Annotated in this window: 18 protein-coding genes and 1 pseudogene; 11 read left to right on the forward strand and 8 right to left on the reverse strand. The window is 63.5% G+C overall.

Translation table 11 applies throughout. The features are described from left to right. The first annotated feature begins 205 nt into the window (after positions 1 to 205). The 4 genes from WDM24_RS16460 (at position 206) to WDM24_RS16475 (ending at position 5,481) form a co-directional block, all read left to right on the forward strand. Complete coding sequence (locus tag WDM24_RS16460) at positions 206 to 1,033, forward strand: SDR family NAD(P)-dependent oxidoreductase (protein WP_166296803.1); 828 nt, start codon at positions 206 to 208, stop codon at positions 1,031 to 1,033. Between the two features lie 12 nt (positions 1,034 to 1,045). Next, entirely contained in the window at positions 1,046 to 2,191 is a 1,146-nt protein-coding gene (locus WDM24_RS16465; RefSeq protein ID WP_166296802.1) for an acyl-CoA dehydrogenase family protein, read from the forward strand. A gap of 354 nt (positions 2,192 to 2,545) precedes the next feature. Then, positions 2,546 to 4,210: a thiamine pyrophosphate-binding protein gene (locus WDM24_RS16470; protein ID WP_338699569.1), complete on the forward strand. Its 1,665-nt coding sequence runs from the start codon at positions 2,546 to 2,548 to the stop codon at positions 4,208 to 4,210. Beyond that, complete coding sequence (locus WDM24_RS16475) at positions 4,210 to 5,481, forward strand: NAD(P)/FAD-dependent oxidoreductase (RefSeq protein ID WP_166296799.1); 1,272 nt, start codon at positions 4,210 to 4,212, stop codon at positions 5,479 to 5,481. The genes WDM24_RS16470 and WDM24_RS16475 overlap by 1 nt, the downstream gene beginning before the upstream one ends. 10 nt (positions 5,482 to 5,491) lie before the next feature. Here WDM24_RS16475 and WDM24_RS16480 read toward each other — a convergent pair whose 3' ends face one another. Further along, on the reverse strand, positions 5,492 to 6,760 hold the full coding sequence (locus WDM24_RS16480; protein ID WP_338699570.1) for a lipoprotein-releasing ABC transporter permease subunit: 1,269 nt from the start codon (positions 6,758 to 6,760) through the stop codon (positions 5,492 to 5,494). A gap of 63 nt (positions 6,761 to 6,823) precedes the next feature. Further along, complete coding sequence (locus tag WDM24_RS16485) at positions 6,824 to 7,057, reverse strand: hypothetical protein (protein ID WP_166296796.1); 234 nt, start codon at positions 7,055 to 7,057, stop codon at positions 6,824 to 6,826. Positions 7,058 to 7,915: 858 nt separating this feature from the next. Between WDM24_RS16485 and WDM24_RS16490 the strand changes: the two genes are divergently transcribed. Together WDM24_RS16490 and WDM24_RS16495 are read left to right on the forward strand one after the other, a co-directional pair. Continuing rightward, positions 7,916 to 9,433, forward strand: a complete 1,518-nt coding sequence (locus WDM24_RS16490) for a papain-like cysteine protease family protein (RefSeq protein WP_338699572.1) — start codon at positions 7,916 to 7,918, stop codon at positions 9,431 to 9,433. A gap of 10 nt (positions 9,434 to 9,443) precedes the next feature. Further along, positions 9,444 to 10,019: a hypothetical protein gene (locus WDM24_RS16495; RefSeq protein ID WP_338699574.1), complete on the forward strand. Its 576-nt coding sequence runs from the start codon at positions 9,444 to 9,446 to the stop codon at positions 10,017 to 10,019. 117 nt (positions 10,020 to 10,136) lie between these two features. Here WDM24_RS16495 and WDM24_RS16500 read toward each other — a convergent pair whose 3' ends face one another. Together WDM24_RS16500 and WDM24_RS16505 are read right to left on the reverse strand one after the other, a co-directional pair. Then, complete coding sequence (locus WDM24_RS16500) at positions 10,137 to 10,547, reverse strand: ASCH domain-containing protein (protein WP_338701258.1); 411 nt, start codon at positions 10,545 to 10,547, stop codon at positions 10,137 to 10,139. A 71-nt stretch (positions 10,548 to 10,618) separates the two neighbouring features. After that, on the reverse strand, positions 10,619 to 11,524 hold the full coding sequence (locus WDM24_RS16505; protein WP_338699577.1) for a hypothetical protein: 906 nt from the start codon (positions 11,522 to 11,524) through the stop codon (positions 10,619 to 10,621). Between the two features lie 266 nt (positions 11,525 to 11,790). Here WDM24_RS16505 and WDM24_RS16510 point away from each other — a divergent pair, with 266 nt between their 5' ends. Next, positions 11,791 to 12,984 (forward strand): succinylglutamate desuccinylase/aspartoacylase family protein, encoded by a 1,194-nt coding sequence (locus WDM24_RS16510; RefSeq protein WP_338831822.1) that lies wholly within the window; start codon positions 11,791 to 11,793, stop codon positions 12,982 to 12,984. Between the two features lie 209 nt (positions 12,985 to 13,193). Here the strand turns inward: WDM24_RS16510 and WDM24_RS16515 are convergent, their stop codons facing one another. The 3 genes from WDM24_RS16515 to WDM24_RS16525 form a co-directional block, all read right to left on the reverse strand. Beyond that, positions 13,194 to 15,392 carry a xanthine dehydrogenase family protein molybdopterin-binding subunit gene (locus tag WDM24_RS16515; RefSeq protein WP_338699579.1) on the reverse strand — a complete coding sequence of 733 codons (2,199 nt, stop codon included), beginning with the start codon at positions 15,390 to 15,392 and terminating at the stop codon, positions 13,194 to 13,196. 1 nt (position 15,393) lies between these two features. Next, on the reverse strand, positions 15,394 to 15,849 hold the full coding sequence (locus WDM24_RS16520; RefSeq protein ID WP_338831823.1) for a (2Fe-2S)-binding protein: 456 nt from the start codon (positions 15,847 to 15,849) through the stop codon (positions 15,394 to 15,396). Positions 15,850 to 16,717: 868 nt separating this feature from the next. Beyond that, entirely contained in the window at positions 16,718 to 16,906 is a 189-nt protein-coding gene (locus WDM24_RS16525; RefSeq protein WP_338699581.1) for a hypothetical protein, read from the reverse strand. A gap of 513 nt (positions 16,907 to 17,419) precedes the next feature. On the opposite strand from WDM24_RS16525, the pseudogene WDM24_RS16530 reads away from it, so the two are divergent. Then, a pseudogene (locus WDM24_RS16530) lies at positions 17,420 to 18,195 on the forward strand (IS5 family transposase). A 398-nt stretch (positions 18,196 to 18,593) separates the two neighbouring features. On the opposite strand, the gene WDM24_RS16535 reads toward WDM24_RS16530, so the two are convergent. Beyond that, on the reverse strand, positions 18,594 to 19,571 hold the full coding sequence (locus WDM24_RS16535; protein WP_338699582.1) for an NADPH:quinone oxidoreductase family protein: 978 nt from the start codon (positions 19,569 to 19,571) through the stop codon (positions 18,594 to 18,596). A 375-nt stretch (positions 19,572 to 19,946) separates the two neighbouring features. Between WDM24_RS16535 and WDM24_RS16540 the strand changes: the two genes are divergently transcribed. From WDM24_RS16540 to WDM24_RS16550, 3 genes are all read left to right on the forward strand, one after another. After that, the gene (locus WDM24_RS16540) at positions 19,947 to 20,720 is read left to right on the forward strand and encodes a motility protein A (protein ID WP_029078588.1); all 774 of its coding nucleotides are present in this window, start codon (positions 19,947 to 19,949) and stop codon (positions 20,718 to 20,720) included. Between the two features lie 28 nt (positions 20,721 to 20,748). Beyond that, positions 20,749 to 21,579: an OmpA/MotB family protein gene (locus tag WDM24_RS16545; protein WP_029078589.1), complete on the forward strand. Its 831-nt coding sequence runs from the start codon at positions 20,749 to 20,751 to the stop codon at positions 21,577 to 21,579. Positions 21,580 to 21,692: 113 nt separating this feature from the next. Further along, positions 21,693 to 23,627 (forward strand): potassium transporter Kup, encoded by a 1,935-nt coding sequence (locus tag WDM24_RS16550; protein WP_338699587.1) that lies wholly within the window; start codon positions 21,693 to 21,695, stop codon positions 23,625 to 23,627. Positions 23,628 to 23,679 lie beyond the last annotated feature (52 nt).

Consider the following 23,679-nt stretch of genomic DNA (forward strand, 5'->3'; position numbering starts at 1 on the left):
CCGCGCGCGATTGTATGCTCCCTCGCCCCGCTCTTGCGGGGAGAGGGTTGGGGTGAGGGGCTGTCTCCGCACACACGGTGACAGCAGGACTCGCGGAGGCTCCCCCTCACCCGGAACGCATCTGGCGATGCGTTCCGGCCTCTCCCCGCAAGCGGGGCGAGGCAAGGTGGAGCTCGCGGAGATGATGTTGTTCTAGGGAGAGATCATGTCGAAACTGCAAGGCAAAGTCGCGCTCATCTCAGGCTCGGGCCGCGGCATCGGGCGGGCGATTGCGCTGAAGCTTGCGAGCGAGGGCGCGCGCGTCGTGGTCAACGACCTCGATGCCGAGCCGGGCAATGCCGTCGTCGCCGAGATCAAGGCAATGGGCGGCGAGGCGATCGCGGTCAATGGCAGCGTGACCGAGGCAGGCTTTGCCGATCGTTTCGTAGGGCACGCGATCGAGCAATTCGGTGGCCTCGACATCATCGTCAACAATGCCGGCTACACCTGGGACTCGACGATCCAGAAGATGACCGACGAGCAGTTCCAGGCGATGCTCGACGTCCATCTGGTTGCCCCGTTCCGGATCATGCGTGCCGCGTCCGAGCCGATCCGGCTGATGGCGAAGCGGGAGGCCGAGGCCGGCCGCGAGGTGTTCCGCAAGGTCGTCAACATCTCCTCGATCGCGGGCCTCTACGGCAACGCCGGGCAGGCGAGCTATTCTTCCGCAAAAGCCTCGCTGGTCGGGCTGACGCGCACGATGTGCAAGGAGTGGGGGCGCTACAAGGTCAACGTCAATTGCGTGGCGTTCGGCCTGATCAACACCCGCCTGACCCAGCCGATCGAGACCCAGCAGAAGACCATCGACGTCGCCGGCCGCGACATCAAGGTCGGCGTCCAGCCGCAGATGCTGGAGGCGATGGGCCGGATGATCCCGCTCGGCCGCGGCGGCACGCCGGAAGAGGCGGCGGACGCGGTCTATCTGTTCTGCGCTCCGGAATCGAACTACATCAGTGGTCAGGTGATCGTCGCGGGCGGCGGTCTTCTGATTTAGCACGAGGAAAACATGCACTACCGATCGTCCTGGATGACCGAGGAGCTGGACACGTTCCGTGACCAGTTCCGCAAATTCCTCGCCAAGGACCTTTTGCCGCACGCCGAAAAATGGCGCGAGCAGAAGCTGGTCGACCGCTCCGCCTGGCGCGCGCTTGGCGAGATGGGCGCGTTGCTGCCGAGCGTGCCGGAGGCCTATGGCGGCTTAGGGGCCAGCTTCGCCTATGATGCCGCGGTGCTCGATGACCTCGAGAGCACGGTGCCGGAGCTGACCACCGGCGTCTCCGTGCACAGCGCGATCGTCGCGCATTACATCGTCAATTACGGCTCGGAGGAGCAGAAGCTGCGCTGGCTGCCGAAGATGGCGTCCGGCGAGATGGTCGGCGCCATCGCGATGACCGAGCCCGGCACCGGCTCCGACCTGCAGGCCGTCAAGACCACGGCCAGGAAACAGGGCAATGCCTACGTCATCAACGGCCAGAAGACGTTTATCACCAACGGCCAGGCCGCTGATCTCGTCATCGTGGTGGCGCGCACCGGGGCTGCGGGCTCGAAGGGCATCTCGCTGATCGTGGTGGAGACCGCGGGCGCGGAGGGCTATCGGCGCGGGCGCAATCTCGACAAGATCGGCCTGCACGCCTCGGATACCTCGGAGCTGTTCTTCGACAATGTCACGGTGCCGCCGGAAAACCTGCTCGGGGCCGAGGAGGGCAACGGCTTCGTGCAGCTGATGCAGCAATTGCCGCAGGAACGGCTGGCGCTCGCCGTCGGCGCCGTCGCCTCGATGGAGCGCGCGGTCCGGATCACCGCGGAGTACACCAAGGAACGCACCGCGTTCGGCAAGCCGCTGCTCGAATTCCAGAACACCGCCTTCAAGCTCGCCGAGCGCAAGACCGAGGCGATGATCGCCCGCGTGTTCGTCGACTGGTGCATCGAGCGCCTGGTTGCCGGGGACCTCGACACCGTGACCGCCTCGATGGCGAAATGGTGGTGCTCGCAGAAGCAGGTCGAGACCGCCGACGAATGCCTGCAGCTGCACGGCGGTTACGGCTACATGCAGGAATATCCGATCTCGCGCATGTTCATCGATGCCCGCATCCAGAAGATCTATGGTGGCACCAACGAGATCATGAAGCTCCTGATCGCGCGCTCGCTATAGCGCTTCGCTCCGACCTCAAGCACTGTCATGGCCGGGCATAGCCGTTCGAAGAACGGCGTCGCTTCCGCTCGCCAATGTCCCGGCCATCCACGTCTTCCTTCACGCAAAAACCAAGACGTGGATGCCCGGGACAAGCCCGGGCATGACGGGTGAGTGCAAACGTTCCAGCCGGCCGCCGCCCGCTCTGCGGAAATCGGCGGGCGCGGCGCGCTGCCCTTTCCCTGCCGCATGGCTCGATGCCGCCGCCGCATCCCGCGGCGAGTTCGGCCTTGCGCCATATTGCCGTCTATCATACCCCCGTCGGACCATTTTCCGCGCGAGCCGCGCGCGCGCCAATGCCTGCAGGGAGCCCTCATGACCAAAAGCAATGCCCGCACCGGAGGCCAGATCCTGATCGACCAGCTGGTCGCGCAGGGGGTAGAGCGCGTCACCTGCGTGCCGGGCGAGAGCTATCTGGCGGCGCTCGACGCCCTGCATGACAGTCCGATCGACGTCGTGATCTGCCGCGCCGAGGGCGGGGCGGCGATGATGGCGGAGGCCTATGGCAAGCTCACCGGGCGGCCCGGCATCTGCTTCGTGACCCGCGGTCCCGGCTCGACCAATGCCGCGCACGGCGTGCACATCGCGATGCAGGATTCCACCCCGATGATCCTGTTCGTCGGCCAGGTCGACACCGGCATGCGCGAGCGCGAGGCGTTCCAGGAACTCGACTACAAGGCGGTGTTCGGCACCATGGCGAAATGGGCGGTCGAGATCGATCGTCCGGACCGCATTCCGGAGCTGGTCGCGCGCGCCTTCCGCGTCGCGCTCCAGGGCCGCCCGGGACCGGTGGTGATCTCGCTGCCGGAGAACATGCTCACCGAGACCGCGGCGGTCGCCGACGCGCCGAAGGTCGAGCCTGCGGTGACCTGGCCTGCGCCTTCGGATCTCGAACGCCTCGGCACGATGCTCGCCGGCGCCAAGGCGCCGATCGTGGTGCTCGGCGGCTCGGCCTGGACCCCAGAGGCCGCAAAAGGCATCGCGCGCTTTGCCGAGCGTTTCGACCTGCCGGTCGCGACCTCGTTCCGCCGCGCCTCGCTGTTCGACGCTGACCATTCGCACTATGCCGGCGATCTCGGCATCGGCCCGAGCCCGAAGCTCAGGGATCGCTTCACCGGCGCCGACGTCATTCTCCTGATCGGCAGCCGCATGTCGGAGATGCCGTCATCGTCCTACACGCTGCTCGACATTCCCGTACCGAGCCAGAAGCTGATCCATGTCCATCCCGGCTCCGAGGAGCTCGGCCGGGTCTATCAACCGGCGCTGGCGATCCAGGCGACGCCAGCCGCCTTCGCCGCGGCGGTCGAGACCATGAAGCCGTCGGCCGCGCCCGCCTGGAAGGGCGAGGCGGCGAAGGCGCACGCGGATTATCTCGCCTGGACCGACAAGCCGCGCGAGCTGCCCGGCCATTTCCAGTACGGCGAGGTCGTCACCTGGCTGCGCGATCGTCTGCCGAAGGATGCGATCGTCTGCAACGGCGCCGGCAATTACGCCGGCTGGATTCACCGCCACCATCGCTTCCACACCTTCGCAGCGCAGCTCGCGCCGACCTCGGGCTCGATGGGTTACGGCGTGCCGGCGGCTGTGATGGCCAAGCGGCAGCATCCGGATCGCGTCGTCGTCGCGTTCGCCGGCGACGGCTGCTTCCTGATGAACGGGCAGGAATTCGCCACCGCCGTGCAGTACGACGCGCCGCTGATCGTCGTCGTCATCGACAACGCGCAATACGGCACCATCCGCATGCATCAGGAGCGCGACTATCCCGGCCGCGTCGTCGGCACCCAGCTCAAGAACCCGGACTTTGCGCTTTATGCCAAGGCGTTCGGCGGCCATGGCGAGCGGGTCGAGCGCACCGAGGATTTCGCACCCGCCTTCGAGCGCGCGCTGGCCTCCGGCAAGCCTGCGATCCTGCACTGCCTGGTCGATCAGCGCGCGCTGTCGGTCGGCAAGGACTTTGCGCCGCAGCAGGCTGCGCGCTGATGGCGGAGCCGGCCGGCCGTCACGTCGCGATCATCGGCGCCGGCGCGGTCGGCGTGATCAGCGCCATCGAGGCGCTGCGCTGTGGTCACCGAGTCACGCTGATCGATCCGGGCGATCCCGGCGGTGAGCAGGCGGCGAGCTATGGCAATGCCGGCTGGCTGTCGTCGCATTCGGTGATCCCGCCGGCCGAACCCGGCACCTGGAAGAAGGTGCCTGGCTATCTGATGGATCCGCTCGGGCCGTTGTCGATCCGCTGGTCGTATCTGCCGAAGGCGCTGCCGTGGCTGATCAAGTACCTGCTGGCGAGTCGCACCGAGGCGCAGGTCGAGGCCACTGCGCGGGCGATGCGCGATCTCCTGAGGGACGCGCCGCTGCTGCACCGGCAACTCGCCGAGGAAGCCGGCGTGCCCGAGCTGATCGAGCGGCGCGGGGTTATGCATGTGTTTCCCTCGCGCGAACCGTTCGACCGCGACCTCGGCTGGCGCATCCGCAAGCGTGTCGGCATCGAATGGCTCGAGCTCAACGAAGACGAGATGCGCCAGCACGAGCCCGATCTGCATCCGCGCTACAAGTTCGGCGTCGTGGTCGAGGAGGCCGGCCGCTGCCGCGATCCCGGCGCCTACGTCGCAGCGCTCGCCGCCCACGCCATTGCGAACGGCGCCGAGCGTGTCGCCGCCAAGGCGGTCGGTCTCAGACTTGCGGGCAACCGGCTCGCCGCCGTGGTTACCACGACCGGCGAGATTGCCTGCGACGCCGCGGTGGTCGCGGCCGGCGCGCGCTCCAGGCAACTGACCGCGTCGATCGGCGATCCGTTGCCGCTGGAAACCGAGCGCGGCTACCACGTCATGATCGAGAATCCGGAATCCGGACCGCGCAATTCCATGATGGCCTCGGACGCCAAGATGGTCGTCAACTGGACCGACAAGGGCCTGCGCGCCGCAGGTACGGTGGAGATCGCGGGGCTCGACGCCGCGCCGAACTGGAAGCGCGCCGAGATCCTGCGCGAGCATCTCTTCAGCATGTTCCCGAAACTGCCGAGGGATATTCCGGCGTCGCGGATCAAGACCTGGTTCGGTCATCGCCCGAGCATGCCCGACGGACGGCCCTGCATCGGCCATAGCAGCGCCACCCGCGACGTCGTCTATGCTTTCGGCCACGGCCATGTCGGCCTGGTCGGCTCGGCCCGCACCGGCCGGCTGGTCGCGCAATTGCTCAGCGGCAAGGCGCCGGAAATCCCGCTCGGGCCGTTTGCGCCGTCACGCTTTCTGTAACGAAGCCAGATCATCGGAAGGCCTCGACCGGATCGAGCCGCGCCGCGCGCCAAGACGGATAGAGCGTGGCAAGCAACGACAGCGTCAGCGCCATGATCACGACCGCTGCGGTCTGCGCGATGTCGACCTCCGCCGGCAGCTCGGACAGGAAATAGAGCTCGGGCGGGAACAGTTGGATGCCGGTCAGCCATGACAGGAATTGGCGGATCGCTTCGACATGGCGGCATACGAAAAGACCGACCGCGAAGCCGACCAGCGTTCCCACCACGCCGATCGAGGCTCCGGTGATCAGGAAGATCCGCATGATCGCGCCTTGCGAGACGCCCATCGTCCGCAGGATCGCGATGTCGCTGCCCTTGTCCTTCACCAGCATGATCAGCCCGGACACGATGTTCAGCGCCGCCACCAGCACGATCATGGTCAGGATCACGAACATCACGTTGCGCTGGACCTGAAGCAGGCCAAAGAAGGTCGTGTTGCGCTGACGCCAATCCACCAGGAAGACCGGCCGCTCGGCCGCTTCCGTCACCGTCCTGCGAAACTGGTCGACCCGATCGGGATCAATGGTGAAGACCTCGATCCCGGTGACGTTCTTGCCGCGGTTGAAATAGGCTTGTGCTTCGATGATCGGCATGAAGATCAGACCGGCGTCATATTCGGACATGCCGATCTCGAATACGGCCGATATCGGGTACTTCTTGATCCGCGGCATGATGCCCATCGGCGTGGTCGCGCCGCGCTGCGCGACCAGCGTGATGCCGTCGCCGACATGCGCCGAGAGTTGATCGGCGAGCCGGCGGCCGATGACGATCCCCTGGCCCTCGTCAAAATGCTCGATCGATCCCTTGATGGTATTGCTGACCGAGGGCAGGCGGGAGAGGTCGGCGGCGCGAATACCGCGCACGAGAACACCGGAGGCGTTGGACGACGATGCCAGTGCCATGCCGTCGACCACGGGGACGACGAGGCGGATGCCCTGCAGCTGGCTGATGCGCTCGGAAACGTCCTGCCAGTCGGTCAGGGGCCTTTCCACCGGCTGAATCAGAATATCGCCGTTGAGGCCGAGGATCTTGCCCAGCAGCTCCTTGCGAAAACCGTTCATGACGGCCATGACGATGATCAACGTGGCGACGCCGAGCATGATGCCCAGAAACGAGAACCCGGCGATCACGGAGATAAAGCCTTCCCTGCGCCGTGCCCGCAGATAGCGCGCGGATAGCATCCATTCGAACGGTGCGAAGGGCGCTGTTTGCGATGGCTCTGCCACGGTCCTGCTCATTGGCCGGAGGGACCGGCATTCTGTCTGCTTGCCGTGGGATTCGCCAGCGCCCCTGCCGCCGCCTCAGCTCTCGCCGGCCCAGGCGGTGATCGCCGCCGGTGCGATCACGCGCCTCGGGGTGTGCGGGTTGATCGTTCCGGCGCTGACGTCTTGCGCCTGATCGAGCAGGGTGCGCGCGAATGCCTTGGCGTCCAGCTCGCTCGCGAAGGTGCGGGTCTGGCGTGGGAAGCGGTGGTGTCCGGCATCGGAATTTCTCACCGCGAACGAGACGTACCAGATGGCCTTGTCCGTCTTCATCGCGCGTCTCTAACGGCGGTGATCCGCCCGCGCGATCGGGACGTCGTGCTCGGTGCCTGATATGCAAAAAGTGCCAAAGTGAAGGATCCTGAAATTCAACAGATGACGACTAAATGACTCCCCGGCGGATAGGCAATGCGACAGAATCGGCACTCATGCCGATACTGGCGCGATCTGACCGCTCAACCGATGGATGAAATGACAATGCTCCGCAGCTAGGTTGGTTCCAGCGAGCCGAATGCCGCGACTTTCCAGCGCTTTCGAACTGTACGAGCGCGCATGCCGTGCCGACAAGCAGCGGCGCCGGCCTGCGCCGCGATGGCGGTGTGATGATCCGGTTCGGCTCTGCGTCGACAAAATCTCCAACCGTCCACCGACGGTTGGAGATTTTGTCGTGCAAGTGGAAACGGAAATTCGCGGAAGCAGAGCTGTTCAGTGCGGACGCGTGCTGCTGAGAGGAGCTGTGCCCATCGCGGTCGTTAAACTCTGAAATTCATTCTTCGCATTTTGACTCTCGGTGCGCTCGCGCCGCAAACATCGAATAAATCCCAAGTTGTGGCGTAGCTCACATGCACTGATCTGCGCAGCGTGTAGATTGCTGGCCATTGAAACGAACCGCTCAGCGATGCTGTCTGCTCCAGAAGGAGCCTCCGGCCAAAGCCCGGAGAAAGCCACGAGCGGGGTACGTGACGCCATCACTTGCGAGCAGCGATTCGACCAGGGTGAGCATGCAGGCGCGCGCGCCTCCGTGTGTAACCGCGGTGCAGTTGGCACGCGCTTGTTCGCCGCGATGACGGTCGAAATTTTTCGGTCTGACGAACGAAACAGCAGCGTCATTCATTTTGAGAGGAGTGCACTATGGGTTGGGCTCCGAATTGGGTCGGCGTCAGCGGCGGCGTTGCCGCGCCCGGAACGTCAATCACCTCGATTGCCAGGTACCCGCAGCATCTCGATGTCTTCTGCGTCGGCAGCGACAACGGGATCTACAGCGCGTGGTGGGATATCGCCACGGGATGGTCGAACTGGTTCAGGGTCGCCGGCGGTGTCGCTGCCCCGGGGACCACCATCACGGTGGTCGCCCGCAACCCCAACCATCTCGATCTGTTCGCCGTGGGGTCGGACCACGGCATCTACAGCATCTGGTGGGACGCCAACGGCGGATGGGCCGGGAGCTGGTTCAGGGTCGCCGGCGGCACGGCTGCCCCCGGCACCTCGGTCGCGGCGATCGCCCGCAACCCCAATCATCTCGACCTGTTCGTCGTCGGAACGGACATGAGGATCTACAGCATCTGGTGGGATGCCAACGGCGGATGGGCGGGAAGCTGGTTCAATGTGAGCGGCGGGGTGGCTGCCCCGGGCACGTCGATCACGGCACTGACACGCAACCCCAACCATATCGACCTGTTTGCCGTCGGATCGGACCACGGCATCTACAGCACGTGGTGGGACGTCAACGGCGGATGGGCGCACTGGTTCAGGGTCGCGGGCGGTGCCGCGGCGCCGAACACCTCCATTGCGGCCGTCGCAAGATACCCCACGCATATCGATCTGTTCGCTGTCGGTACCGACCACAGGATCTACAGCATCTGGTGGGACGCCAACGGCGGATGGGCGGCGAACTGGTTCAACGTGAGCGGCGGGGTCGCGGCTCCCAATACGTCGATCAACGTCGTGTCCCGCTATCCCAACCACCTCGACGTCTTTGCCGTCGGCACGGATCATGGCGTCTACAGTGTTTGGTGGGACGCCAGCAGCGGATGGAGCAACTGGTTCAAGATCGCCGGCGGAGTTGCCGCCCCGAACACGTCCATCAACGCGCTGAGCCGCTATCCGGACATCCTGGACGTCTTCGTCGTCGGGACCGATCAGCACATCTATACGATCTGGTGGCTCGACGAGATGTACTTCTCGATGCAGCATCAGCAGCAGACCAACTGGTGCTGGGCGGCGACCGCGACCAGCGTCGCGCTGTTTTACAAGCCGGGAAGCGGGTGGACGCAGTGCGGGGTTGCCAACCAGGAGCTCGGCCGCAATGATTGCTGCGGCGCGGGCGCGTCCGGGGCCTGCAACGTGCCTGGCTATCTCGATCAGGCGCTCTCGATCGTCGGCCATCTCGACCATTGGGTGGGTGGCATTGCCAGCGTCGCCCAGGTCGAGACCGAGGTGACGTTCGCCCGCCCGCTCGGGATCAGAGTGGCCTGGTCTGGCGGCGGCGCCCACTTCCTATGCATAATGGGGCACTATAACGCCGGGGGGATCGATTGGATCACGGTCGACGACCCGATCTATGGTCGCTCGAACGTCAACTACACGACGTTGCAGACCAAGTATCAGGGCACTGGTTCGTGGACCCACACCTACTACACCAAATACTGAGGAGCGTTCGATGGCTGTTCTCACCCCGTCACCCCCACAACAGGCGACCGAGGCTGTGCAATCGATCTTCCGCGACGCCCACCACAGGGCGCTCAGGTCCCCGGCATTGAGCAAGGCTGCCGGGCCGCTCCAGGCTGTCGAGCCCCTTCAAGTGTTCACGCTGGGTCTCGACGATCTCCTGGCCAAGAAAGACCTGCAGGCGGCCAAGTCGACCGGATGGCTCTTTCTCGTACACGACGGCAACCAAGCGCTTGCGTCCGCGGAAGCGGTCCCCACCGGGACCGGTGATGAACAAGTGCTCTCCGCCCTCAATGAAGGGCGCGCCGTCGGGTCCACGGCGGAGGCGATCCGGACGGTTCGTGGCTTGCCCGAGGTGAGCAAGGACGATTTCGAGCTCCGGCTTCTGCGCGTTCCCGCTCTCTATGTCACCGCGCTCTGGCTTCACAAGACCGCGGGGACCGGCGATCTGGTCGTGCCGCTTGCACCATCGCCGGTGGACGCTCAGATCGGCCAGGCGGCGCCTGCCTCCCAGCTGATCGATGAGCTCAGGTACAAGGCCGGGCAAGCGAACCGGGCCGCGCCTTAAAGCGTTCTCGAGCGAAGTGGATACTGGTTCGCGTGAAGAAAACGCGTCAAACGAGAATCTAGCGCCCCGTTCCGATTCAATCGGAACGGGGCGCTAAACCAGGCCGCAGCGCCCTGGCTAAGCGTCCGGGAGATCGCCGAAAACCTCGACCAGGCGAAAGCGTTCGCACATCAGCATCATGCCTTCGCTGAATCGTCCAAGGCGGCCGAAATAGGCGCGATGCGCATCACGCCAATAAGCCAGGCTTCGGTCGCCTTCACCCTCGTCACGTGCGAAGCTGGCATCTACCTCGCTGAAGCGCCGATACGTCACCTCGGTGGTTTCGATGACGCAGCGGGGCTCGCCGCGACCATCGAGCACGATCCAGCGCTCCCCGGGCGCCGAGGTGTTCGGCTCGTCTTCCGTGCTGCAGGTCGCGGTCTTGACGCCGTCGGTCACGAGTTCGACGAGTTGATCGGCGAGGGCGGGATTGTCGCCGAAAGCGAACGCGCGGAGGTGCTGGTACCGTTCGGGGATCGGCTTTGGCATGGGGACAGCGTAGCCGGCCCGGGCCGGCACGCAAGCGCTGCGCAGGACGAACGTCTCTGACCTCGGCGCGGTCAGCTTCGCAACGCAAGAACACGCAGAAGAATGGCGCGGCCGCCACGCGACAGGCGATCGTGAAACAATTCGGAGAGCCGGTCTCCTCGCTTTCGCAGCGAGAGCCGCCTCCGCAGCTCATGGGCGCGAGGCAGCGAGCAAAAGAGAAAATCCCGGCGGAGCTGGCGAAGGCGCTTGCCATAGCCTCTCACATCGGTGCTCGCATAGGCTTCCATTAAGGTGCGGATCAAATAGTCATCGCTCGGATCTGGATTGGATTCGTAGGCAACGCTCGATGATCGCATGGACACGGGTTCATCGGTCGTCGACAGAAATATGTTCATGCGGATCAGCCCGTCTGATACGCCGGTCGCCTCTTTGCTGAAACTTCCGTAGTTCACAGAGGGCAAGGCAGCGAGTTGCCGGCGCAAATTTTCGAGCGTCGCCGACGGAATCCTGACGCCGTTGCCCGCGCTGGTGTCGAGCCTGTTGGTGCGCACTGTGGCGTACATGTCGCCCCAGAACTTGTCCCAGGCGGCTGTGCCGGTGCGGTTAGCCGATGGATTCTTGCGCACGCTATAGGTCGTTTGGGTGAGATAGGCCGCCAATTCGCCCATGTGGCGCGTAACGGTGCCATCAGGATCATAGACGTCGATCATGGCGTGGACGCATTCATGCAGCAGCAGCGCCCGATCACCGTCATTTGCGGGCGGTGACTTCTTCTGTGTCAGCAGAATATCCGCCGTTTGATCGTAGAAGGCGAGATCCTCGGTGCCGCCCTTGACCAGGATATTGCCGGCGCGAATGTGATCGCGAACTGTCGTCAAGTATTCGCCTTTAATGTGAATCTTATCCACGTAGAACTCGATGCCAAGCGCTACCGGGTCGCTCAATGTATCCAGGACGTCGCCTTCGGTCAGTGGCATGACCTGCCTCCCTTACGAGATTGAGCAATGATGGTCCGGCCAATCTCTGGTAAAAGAAACCCTTCCTCTCAGGAGGAAGATCATCGAACTGCGCCTCTCCGATACCGCTTTTGGGCAGGCTTGGCGGCGTGCGGGGCGTGCCATTTTGATGCGGCAACCTCACCTGAGATTGCGTTTAAATGTGTCTGGCCAGGCGCACCAGGGTTCAAAGGGTATGCTGTGCCGTCGTACGAACGTTACCTTTCACAATCACTGAGGACACCATCATGCCGGAGAAGTCTGCAAAAGGCATCGATCGCCGCGATCTGATAATGGCATCCATTGCCACGGTCGGCTCCGCGGCCGCCGTCGCCGTCAACGCTGGTGCTGCGAATGCCCAGGGCGCAGCGACACCTCTTGGCAATCCGGCATCAGGAACGGTCTATACCGGCGATGTTATCGAAGGCAAAAAGGTCGTCAGTGCGCTCGACGTCAACGACCTAGAGCCCGGGAAGAAACACCGTTTGTATTTTCAGGGCGTTGAGATGCCAACCGGACAGCACTGGTATGTGTCTGTAACGGTCGCCAAGGGAGCAAAGCCAGGCAAGCGCGGTGTCCTGACCAGTGGCGTGCATGGCGACGAGATGAGTTCTGTGCATACGGTCCAGACTGTGATGAACCAACTCGACCCGGCGCAGATGTCGGGCACGGTGATGGCGGTCACGGACGTGTCCCGCCCAGCCCTGGAAAGCATGCAGCGCAGATGGCCCAACCAGGGCAGAGGCATCGATCTGATCGATATGAATCGGGAGTGGCCCGGGAACGAGAACGGCGCCACCGCACCCAGCCGACACGCCGGGGTTCTGTTCAAGCGGCTGCTGCGGCCGAACGCCGACTTCGCGATCGACTTCCACACAGGGACAACCGGATTCGAAGTCACCGCATTTAATATCGGCGGCATGGATGTGCCCGAGGTCAAGGCGATGGTTGAGCTCTATCCCGTCGGCCAGATCTTCGACAATCATGTGTATCCCGGTGTCCTGCACAACGCGTTCATGGACGCCGGCATCCCGTCCTTCACGCCGGAAATCGGCGCTGCGCGCGTCCTGGACCCTGAGATGATCTCGCTCTTTGTGGAAGGCACAATGAACGTCCTCAAGCATCACGGCATCGTTGCCGGGCCAATGGGACGTACCGGCAAGGACGTGACTGTCTTTGTCGGTAACAGCGCGTACCCGATCCTGGCCACCGCGGGCGGTCTCGTTGAGCATCTGGTCAAACTCAACGACAAGGTCGAAGCCGGACAGAAAGTTGCCATCCAGCGCAATAGCTTCGGCGAGGTGATTGCGGAGTATACAAGCGGCGTGGCCGGAGAGATCACGGGCCAGCGCAGCGATGCAATGTCCGAGCCCGGCAACCCCCTGGTATTTATCCTTTTCAACAAGCCGGGGCCAAAGGACGTTCAGGTCTATCCCGAGTAGTTGCGTCACGCGCGAAGCCGGCATCGACCTCGCTGAAGCGCCGACGTGTCACCTCGGTGGTTTCGATCACGCAGCGGGGCTCGCCGCGCCCACGAGCACGATCCAGCGCTCCCCGGGCGCCGAGGTGCTCGTCTCGTCTTCCGTGTTGCAAGTCGCGGTCTTGACGCCGTCGATCACGAGTTCGAGGAGTTGATCGGCGAGTGTTGCGCTCAGCTGTTTTCCGAATTTGCAAACGGCAAGATGCGAATGCGCCTGCCGGTCGCCTTGAACATCGCATTGGCCACCGCTGGTCCGATCGGCGGAACGCCGGGTTCGCCAACGCCGGTTGGCGGAGCCGACGAATTGACGATGTGAACTTCGACCGCTGGCATTTCGTTGATTCTCAATACGTCGTAGCCATCGAAATTGCCTTGGACGACTTGGCCCTTGTCGAGCGTAATCTGTGATTTCAGGATCGCACCAAGCCCGAATCCGATGCCTCCCTCCATCTGTGCGCGAACCTGATCGGGGTTCACGGCTATGCCGCAATCGACGGCGCAGACGACGCGGTGGACCTTGGGCAGTCCCTTGTTGTCGACCGAAATCTCTGCCACTTGCGCGACATAGGAGTGGAACGACTCGGCGACGGCGACGCCGCGAAAGCGTCCCGCAGGGGGCGGCGTGTTCCAACCGGCTTTTTCGGCGGCAAGCTGCAGGACCGCCGCGTGCCGCGGCTTGTCCTTCAATATGGCCAGCCGAAACTCCACCGGATCCTTGCCGACTGCATGCGCGATCTCGTCGATGAAGGCCTCGAGCGCGTACGCTGTGTGCGTGGATCCCACCGCGCGCCACCACAGCACGGACACCGGGGAAGTTGTTGTTGTCAGGTCGACGCGCAGATTTGGAATGGCATAAGGCTGGTTGGCCATCCCCTCCACCGATAGCACGTCCACTCCGTTCTTGACGAGACCCGCCTCCATCACCGTGCCTTTGGAGATGGACTGGCCAACGAGTGTGTCGCGAAGAGCGATCAGATTGCCGTTCTCGTCGAGCCCCGCCCTCATTTTGTGGATGAAAGCTGGACGATAGCGACCGGCGCGCATGTCATCTTCGCGGGTCCACTGGACCTTGACGGGCGCCTTCCATCCGATCGCTTTCGCCGTCGCGACCGCCTCGACAATGATGTCGGAATCGACGGAAGCGCGTCGACCGAAACCGCCCCCGGTCTTCATCACGCGCAAAATCACCTTATCCGGTGCAATGCCGGCAACCTTGGCTGCAACCGCCTGATAAAGGTCGGGCATCTGATGGCCGCCCCATACTTCGAGCGTCCCATCAGGATTCATTCTTGCGGCAGCGTTGATCGGCTCCAACGGAGCATGCGCCAAGTATGGGAATTCATACTGCGATTCGATCACCTTCGTTGCTTTCATAAACGCCGCATCGACGTCGCCGACATTGGCTGCAACGACTTCGCCCCCTTTCTGGGCGGCAGCGCGATATTCTGCGGTGATCTCGCTAGAACCTCGCTTCTCGGCGTTGGTATCCTCCCACTCAACGGTGACGACCTCGCGGGCTTTCATGGCCTCCCACATTCCCGTCGCAACGACCGCCACGCCCCGCGGGATTTCGACAACGTCGACAACGCCCTTCATCGCCTTGGCTTTCGATCCCTCGAAGGATTTCAACGTCGCGCCAAAGAGCGGCGGATGGATCACCACCGCCGTGAGGATGCCAGGCTCGCGCAGGTCGATCGTGTACCGCTGCGTGCCGTTGGATTTTGGCCGGGAGTCGTATCGCGGTAGCGCCGCATTGCCGATGTATTTCCATTCGTTCGGCTGCTTCAAGGCGACGCTCGTCGGAACCGGACCACTCGCGGCACTCGCGGCCAGCGCACCATAGGTCGCCGACTTGCCGGACGCGTGGCTCACAACGCCGTTCTCCGCCTTGATCTCGGCGACCGGCACATTCCAGTGTTCCGCGGCAGCCGCGATCAGCATCGTGCGCGCGGTCGCGCCAGCCCGGCGATAACGCTCCCAGGACGAGGCGGTCCCGCTGGATCCGCCGGTCATCTGAATCTTCCCGCCAAAGGGAATGTTGCCGTACAGCGCTGTATTCCCGGCCCCGCCGACCACGGTCACTTTCGACCAGTCGGCATCGAGCTCTTCCTGAACCAGAGTGGCAATGCCGTGATAGATACCTTGGCCCATGTCCATTTGCGACGAGTGGATCGTCACAGTGTCGTCTGGCGCGATCTGCACATATCCGACAAATGGGTTCGCGCCCGGCTTGGCGGCATCCGGTACTGCATCAGACTTCGCCGAGAAACCGACGACGAGGCTCGAACCGAGCGCTGTCGCTCCGATGAGAAACGAACGACGAGATGGCTCCGAGTGGGGAGGGAGCGAAGCAAGAGATGAGTCGTGCATGTCAGGCCTCCAGCAGCTTGGCGGCTTCGTGGACGGCAGCTCTAATGCGATGATAGGTGCTGCAGCGGCAGAGATTGCCACTGAGCGCGTCATCGATGTCGGTGTCGGTCGGCTTCCGGTTTGCTGTCAGCAGGGCGATCGTAGCGACCACCTGACCCGACTGACAGTAACCGCACTGCGGGACGTCGAGTCTAGTCCAGGTCGTCTGAACGACCTCAGCCACCTTTCCGGAGACGCCCTCGATGGTGACGATGCTTCGGCCTTCAGCATCAGCGATCGTCGTCTGGCAGGCGCGCGCGGGTTGTCCGTCGATGAGAACGGTGCAGGCCCCGCAAAGAGCCTGGCCGCAACCGTATTTGGTGCCAACCAGACCGAGATCATCTCGCAAGACCCAGAGCAGCGGCTTGCCGGCGTCGACGTCAATATCTGTCGTCTGCCCGTTCAAGGTCATTCGCATGCTGGCTCCTCCCATTAAACTTGCCGCTGCTGTCGGGCACGCGCGCTGTCTTTAGGCGGAAGCTGCGACTCGGTGATCTTCTCGACCGCGTTCGACACCAACGGCCAAAAATCTCACCTCGAAGACATTCTCCCGGTGCCCGAGCCGGATCGGCCGCCTCTGATATGCGCGACGGCGGCGTGCGAGATGGCCGAGAGCGCGGCGGCATCCGCCGCTAGTAGTTGAAAGAAGTTGCAGCGCGAAAATTGCATGACGGACCCCGAAGCGTGACCGCACGATCGCGTATTTGCAATTGTAAAGAATAGAGCTGGAACGCCAGCCGACAGCACCAGCGGCTGCCTATTGCAATCCTCGGGGATTTCGGCACGCCCCGGTGGCAGCTGTTACGGAAAAGACTACATCGATTGCCGGAAAGCTTGCAAGGGGTGTGACGTCTCTGGTTGGCCCCTGAGGGCGCGCTCCATCATGGCGGAGTATCCGACCACGTCGGCCGCCGGGATGGCTGCTAATCGCCTCTCAAAAGGACCTTCCACGGAACGTCCCTCCACAAGTGGCATCAAAGCACAACCGGGAGCCTAACCGCTAGCGGGCGCAGTCTGCCAAGTAAAGGGTGAAGAAGTCGTTCTGAGCTGCAAGCCACTCCGCAGCGATGTCGCCTTTAGCCGATTCCGTTGAAACAGACCGGCAGCATTCCATCGTAATGGCTGTTCCGATGTGGCTGCGCTAGCGGCCCGCCATTAGTCGGCCGCCTTGATTGTCGTTGCGGTGGCGCCGAGTCTATTTCTGGCCCTTCGCGGACCTCGTGCAATGTTCGTTTCTGTGCCGCTGTCGGGGGACAAACGGACATCGCGGATTTCTGAGCCATGCCCTAGCTGGCTTCGCCCTCTTTGCGGGCCGCGGCAATGGCCTTCTCGACTTCGGCAGCAAGGCTCGCAAGATCCTCGGCAAGCTTGGCAAACAGTTCACGCTTCTGGATGTCCGTGGCCAGGTCGCGGATCAGGGCGCACTCCGCAGCGTCGGTGCGAAGTTTCTCGAGATGCGTCAGCATGTCCTGCATTTTTCTGTCCCGCTGCCGTTTTCGGCAAACGGTAGGCGGCACGGAACCCGGCGACAATAACGTGTGATAGTGCCGGGCATGGGGCCGCGCGCCGGCTGATGCGTCCGCGAGCGGCCTCGACGACAGGCAACTCGGCATAACCCGGTAATGTCCAGTGATAGAGCGATTTCGTTTTTTCGGAAATTCCTCTTGACGCGGCCCCCAACTCAGCAGTCTAATGCCGCCGTCTCACCCGATCGAGGGGCGCTTCGCGATCGTCACGAACGCGGTGTGAGATGCGGTGGACGCCGAGCGCGCAGTCGACGAATGCGTGTGAAGCGGACGGTGAAGTCGTGTGGTCCTGACGCCCTAGCGGCCGGTGTCCCCTTGTAAGACGCAATTGCGTGTTGCGAAGGCGGTGACAAACAAGCCCAGTCTGCCGGGGAGAGCACGTATAAGCCGTAGGTGGTGTGGACTCTAAGGATTCCCTTTTAGGAGCAAATCAGATTCAAGGCTGCTTTTGGGGAGGCCGCCTTGGGTGTGATGGACCGTTTGGTATTGAGCGACGCGGCGTGGGAGCGGATAGCGCCGCTGATCATAGGGCGCCCCGATCAGAAGGGCTCCACCGGGCGCGACAACCGGATGTTCGTGGAAGGTGTGCTGTGGATCGTGCGTACGGGGTCTCCCTGGCGCGATCTTCCGGAGGTGTTTGGGGACTGGAACAGCGTGTTCCGGCGCTTCAGTCGATGGAGCATCAAGGGTGTTTGGTGGCGGATCTTCGAGGCGATGTCCGATGATCCGGACTTCGAATATCTGATCGTCGATTCCACCATTGTTCGGGCGCATCAGCACGCCGCCGGCGCCAAAAAGGGGGGTCTGAAGATCAAGCGGAAGATCAAGCGATCGGCCGCTCGCGCGGCGGCCTGAGCACCAAGATACACATGGCCGTTCGAGGCTTGGGATGTCCGGTGCGGTTCACGCTTACCGCAGGTCAGAAGGGCGATGCACCGCAAGCCGCCGCATTGATCGAAGGCTTATCCGCCGAGGTCGTCATGGCCGATACGGCCTATGACGCCGATCACTTGCGCCAGGCCATCGCCGCCAAAGGCGCGCTCGCCGTGATCCCCAACAACCCGTCACGCGCGCTCAAATATCCACTCGACAAGCATTTCTATGCCCAGCGTCATCTCGTCGAATGCTGCTTCTCAAAGCTCAAGCAGTTCCGCCGCGTTGCAACCCGCTTCGAAAAGACCGCCCGAAATTACCTGGCCGTCGTCACTCTCGCAGCCATCGTCTTATGGATGCGATAAGTGTCCACACCACCTAGCCCATCGCGCAGGGAAAGCCGGATTGCTCCGGTTACACCTGTGGTCCTACCCCCGAGCTTTCCACCTTTCGCTCGGGGCCCATGGGTGCGATCGGCACCCGGCTTTCCCTGCGCCCTCTTCAAGAGAGAGGGCAAACGAGATGCAAGACTCGGACGATTCATGTCGCGAGAATACCGATGCGTGGGTCACGTCACAAACGCTGCGACAATTTCAGTGTCGTCCCGGGCAAGCGAAGCGCGACCCGGGACCCATAACCACGAATGGCAATTATGCGAGCGACGCTGGGGCCACAGCGTGTTCAACAACAGAACCCCGTGGTTATGGGTCCCGGCTTTCGCCGGGACGACAGTGAGTATGACGTGACGGCGGTGTCCCTCCCGCTACCCGATCCGCACCACCATCTTGCCCAGCGCCGCGCGGGTCTGCATCGTTGTGAACGCATCGCGAAAATCCTCGAACGCGAACACCTTGCCGACCACCGGCGTCAGTCGGCCGTCGTTCAGCCATGCCGACAATTGCGCCATCACGCGCGCCTGCGCCTCGGGCTCGCGGCGCGCGATCTGGGCGGCGTCGACGCCGATCAGAAGTCCGCCTTTCAGGAGCGGCAGATTGAACGGCAGCGCGGGGATGCTGCCTGCTGCAAAGCCGACCACGACATGGCGGCCGTTCCAGGCGATCGAGCGGAACGCCTGCAGCGAGACCTCGCCGCCGACCGGATCGAAGATCACGTCGGGGCCATGGCCGCCGGTCGCGTCCTTCAGCGCGTCGCGCCAATCGGGCCTCGTGTAGTCGACGACAGCATCGGTGCCGAAGCTTGCGGCGAAGTTGCGCTTCTCCTCGGTCGAGGCCGCGGCGACGACCCGCGCGCCGAGCAGCTTGCCGATCTGGATCGCGGCAATCCCGGTGCCGCCGGCGGCACCGAGCACGAGCAACTGCTCGCCGGATTGCAGCCGGCCGCGCTCGCCGAGTGCATAGAGCGCGGTGAGGTAGTTGGTGCGGAAGGCGGCTGCGGCCTCCATCGAGAGGCCGTCGGGCATGATCTCGACGGCGGCAGGCGGCACCACGATCTGCTCGGCCAGCGCGCCCGAGCGCGCCGCGCCCATCACCCGCATGCCCGGCGTGATGCCGGTGACGTCGCTCGCGACCTGATCGACCACGCCGGCGAATTCCGCGCCGGGCGTAAAGGGCAGGGGATCCTTGGTCTGGTAGCGGCCCTCGACTTTCAGCCCGTCGACAAAGCCGATGCTCGCGGCGTGGACCCGGACGCGGATTTGTCCGGGGCCAGGTTCGGGAGTGGCGATCTCTTTCAACCCGATCTGATCGATGGGCGCATATTGCTCGACGACGACCGCCTTCATCCTGTCCTGCTCGCTGGTTCGTTTCCTCTAGAGCCGTTTCCGTTCCGATGGAATCGGAACGGAGCTCTAGATTCTTGTTTTGACGCGTTTTCTTCACGCGAACCGGTAGCCACTTCGCTCGAAAACGCTCTGAGCCAACCTATCTCATGTCCGTTGTTCTACGGGGAGGCCTTTTCCGCATGCAGCGACAGCGTCGCATGCGGAAAGCCAGCATCTTCAACGACATCGCGAAAAGACCGGCGTTTACCCGTTGTTATCCCTACCAAATTCGGTAACGCGTCCTTAATGGCATTAACGCTAGGGTTTTTCCACGCGGCCCGCCTTGGGCTGCGCGCCGTCCAGGACAGGCGGGTTGCGTTCGCGTTGGAGTTTTTCATGGATATCATGACAGGCGCCGGGCTGTTGGCCGGCATCATCGTCATCGCGGTGATGATGTTCATGGGCGGCGACCTGCACATGTTCATCTCCGAACACGCCATGATCATCATCTTCGGCGGTTCGATCGCGGCGACGATGATCCGCTTTCCGCTCGGCGTGATGCTGCACGGCCTGCCGCTCGGCGCCAAATTTGCCTTCACCATGAGCCGGCTCTCGGCCCGCGACCTCGTCGACGAGCTCGCCCGCATCGCCGAGATCGCCCGCAAGCAGGGCCCGGTCGGCCTCGAGAAGGTCGAGACCGACGAGCCGTTCCTCGCCAAGGGCATCCGCTACGTCGCCGACGGCTACGACCTCGAATTCATCCGCGACAACATGGAACGCGACCGCGACAATTTCCTGATGCACCTCGACGAGGGCAGCAAGATCTATCGCGCGATCGGCGACTGCGCGCCCGCGTTCGGCATGATCGGCACGCTGATCGGCATGGTGCAGATGTTCGCCAACATGACCGACCCCTCCAAGCTCGGCCCGTTCATGGCGACCGCGCTGCTCGCGACGCTGTACGGCGCGCTGGTCGCCAATTTGTTCTGCCTGCCGATCGCCGACAAGCTGCACGGCAAGCTGCTCGACGAGGAGACCAACCGCACGCTGATCATCGACGGCATCCTGATGATCCGCGACTCCAAGAGCCCGGCACTGGTGCGCGAGATGCTGCTCGCCTATTTGCCGGAGAAGCATCGCAACGAGGAAGGCGAGCCGGTCCCGGCCTGACGGATCGGCGCTTTCGGGAAACGCAGCGATGGCCAAGAAAAAGCGCGGCGACGCTCACGGTGGAGGTCACGGCTGGTTCGTGACCTTCGCCGACCTGATGGGCCTGATGATGAGCTTCTTCGTGATGCTCGTCGCGTTCTCCACCATGGACAACAACAAGCTGAAGATCGTCGCCGGCTCGATGCGCGACGCTTTCGGCGTGCAGACCGACGTGCGCTATTCCGGCATCGTCGAGTCCGACGGCCTGCCGACCCGGCCGAAGCTGAAGAATGTCGAACACATCTCGCCGGAGGAGTCCTCGGCCAATCCGACGCCGGACGAGAAGGAGCGCAGCCAGATCAACGGCGCGCGGCTGAAGATCGACCGCGAATTCGCGCTCGCCTCCGCCTCGCTGCGCCAGGCGCTGCAGGACATGCCGGAATTGACCGAGATCTCCAAGAACATCATGTTCGAGGAGACCAAGGAGGGGTTAAACCTCGAGATCGTCGACCAGGACGGCCGCTCGATGTTCGCCGACGGGTCCAGGGAGCCCTATGAGCGCACCCGCCGGCTGATCCAGAGGCTCGCAGCTCCCTTGAAGGCGACGCCGCTGCGGGTCGCGATCGTGGGGCATACAGCCGCAGGCTTCGTGCCGGCGCGCAGCGACTACGACGCCTTCGACCTGTCCGCGGACCGCGCCAATGCGGTGCGGCAGATCCTGGAGCGGGAAGGGCTGCCGCCGTCCCATATCTTCGCGGTTTCCGGCAAAGCTGACGGCCAGCCGCTGTTTCCCGACGATCCGACCTTGCCGGCCAACCGTCGCGTGACGATCACGTTGATGCGGGAAAATCCGCCGCTGCCGCCGGATCTGAAGCCGTAGCTCCGGGTTACATGCTACCGTCAAGCTCGTAATGTTGCGCGGTTGACACGCGGAGCGGAAGCGTCGATAGCCGCGCGGATCAAAATCAACCGATCGGGCGTTCCAATCTCGCCATGGCTGCCAGCGTCTCATCCACCGAAGCCCAGGAGGGTCAAGGCTCGGGCCAAGGCACAGGCCAAGGAACGGGCCAAGGTACCTCCGGCTTCTGGGCCCTGACACTGGGCAGCATCGGGGTGGTGTTCGGCGATATCGGAACGTCGCCGCTCTACGCATTCCGCGAGGCGGTCGGCGGCGCCGCGCATGGCCAGCCGGTCACCCGCATCATGGTGCTCGGGGTGCTCAGCCTGATCCTGTGGGCGCTGTTCACCGTCGTCACCGCCAAATACGTGCTGCTGCTGCTGCGCGCCGACAACAATGGCGAGGGCGGCACGCTGTCGCTGATGGCGCTCGGCCAGCGCGCGATCGGACGGCGCAGCTGGCCGCTGCTTGCGCTCGGCGTGGTCGGCGCCTCGATGTTCATCGGCGATTCCATGATCACGCCGGCGATCTCGGTGCTGTCGGCGGTCGAAGGTCTCAAGCTCGCCACGCCGCATCTCGAGCACTATGTGGTACCGCTGACGATCTTGATCCTCGTCGCACTGTTCTCGGTGCAGAGCTCCGGCACCGCCCGCGTCGCCTCCGCCTTCGGGCCGGTGATGGTGCTGTGGTTCGCTGTGCTGGCGGTGATGGGGCTGGTCCACATCACGGACGATCCGTCGGTGCTGGCGGCGATCAATCCGTATTACGCGCTCCAGTTCATGCTGACCCACGGCACCATCGGCCTCGTGACCTTGGGCGCGGTGTTCCTCGCGGTGACCGGCGGCGAGGCGCTGTATGCCGATCTCGGGCATTTCGGCCGCAAGCCGATCCAGTCAGGCTGGCTGTTCTTCGTGCTGCCCTCGCTGCTCCTCAACTATTTCGGGCAGGGTGCGCTGGTGCTGTCCGATCCCTCGGCGATCGAGAACTCGTTCTACCGCATGGTGCCCGACGTGCTGTTGCTGCCGCTGGTCGGGCTCGCCACGGCCGCGACCGTGATCGCGAGCCAGGCCGTCATCACCGGCGCCTATTCGCTGATCAGCCAGGCGGTGCAGCTCGGGCTGTTGCCGCGCTTCGAGGTTCGCTACACCTCGGAGACCCATGCCGGCCAGATCTATTTGCCGCGCGTCAACCGGCTGCTGCTGGTCGGCGTGCTGCTGCTGGTGTTGCTATTTCGCACCTCGAGCGGGCTCGCCTCGGCCTATGGCATCGCGGTCTCCACCACCATGGTGGCCGACGGCATCATGGGCTTCATCGTGATCTGGAAGCTGTGGAACTGGCGCGTGGCGTCGGCCGCGGCACTGATCCTGCCGTTCGTGATCGTCGACATGACCTTCTTCAGCGCCAATCTGCTGAAGCTGTTCGAGGGCGCCTGGGTGCCGCTGTTGTTCGGCGCCGTCATGGCGACGATGATCTGGACCTGGCGCCGCGGCGCCGCGATCTTGATCGCCAAGACCCGCCGCATCGAGGTGCCGCTGCGCGACCTGATCCACAGCTTGGAGAAGCGGCCGCCGCACATCGTCAAGGGCACCGCGGTGTTCCTGACCAGCGATCCCAGTTTCGTACCGACCGCGCTGTTGCACAATCTCAAGCACAACAAGGTGCTGCACGAGCACAACGTGATCCTGACCATCGAGACCGCACCGACGCCGCGCGTCGATCTGTCGGAGCGCGTCAACATGGAGAAGGTCAGCGACAAGTTCACCGCGGTGCGGCTGCGCTTCGGCTACATGGAATCGCCGAACGTGCCGAAGGCGCTGGCGGTCGCACGCAAGCTCGGCTGGCAATTCGACATCATGGCGACGTCGTTCTTCGTATCGCGCCGCTCGCTCAAGCCCTCGGCCCAGTCCGGTATGCCGCAATGGCAGGACCATCTGTTCATCGCGATGAGCCGCTCCGCCAACGATGCCACCGACTATTTCCAGATCCCGACCGGCCGGGTGGTTGAAGTGGGTACCCAGGTAACTATTTGATTCGGCAACGAATTCTACAGTTGAAAAGCCGTGATCTATGCGTGATATGCAT

Source organism: Bradyrhizobium sp. 27S5, assembly GCF_037217225.1.
Classification (GTDB): Bacteria; Pseudomonadota; Alphaproteobacteria; order Rhizobiales; family Xanthobacteraceae; genus Bradyrhizobium; species Bradyrhizobium septentrionale.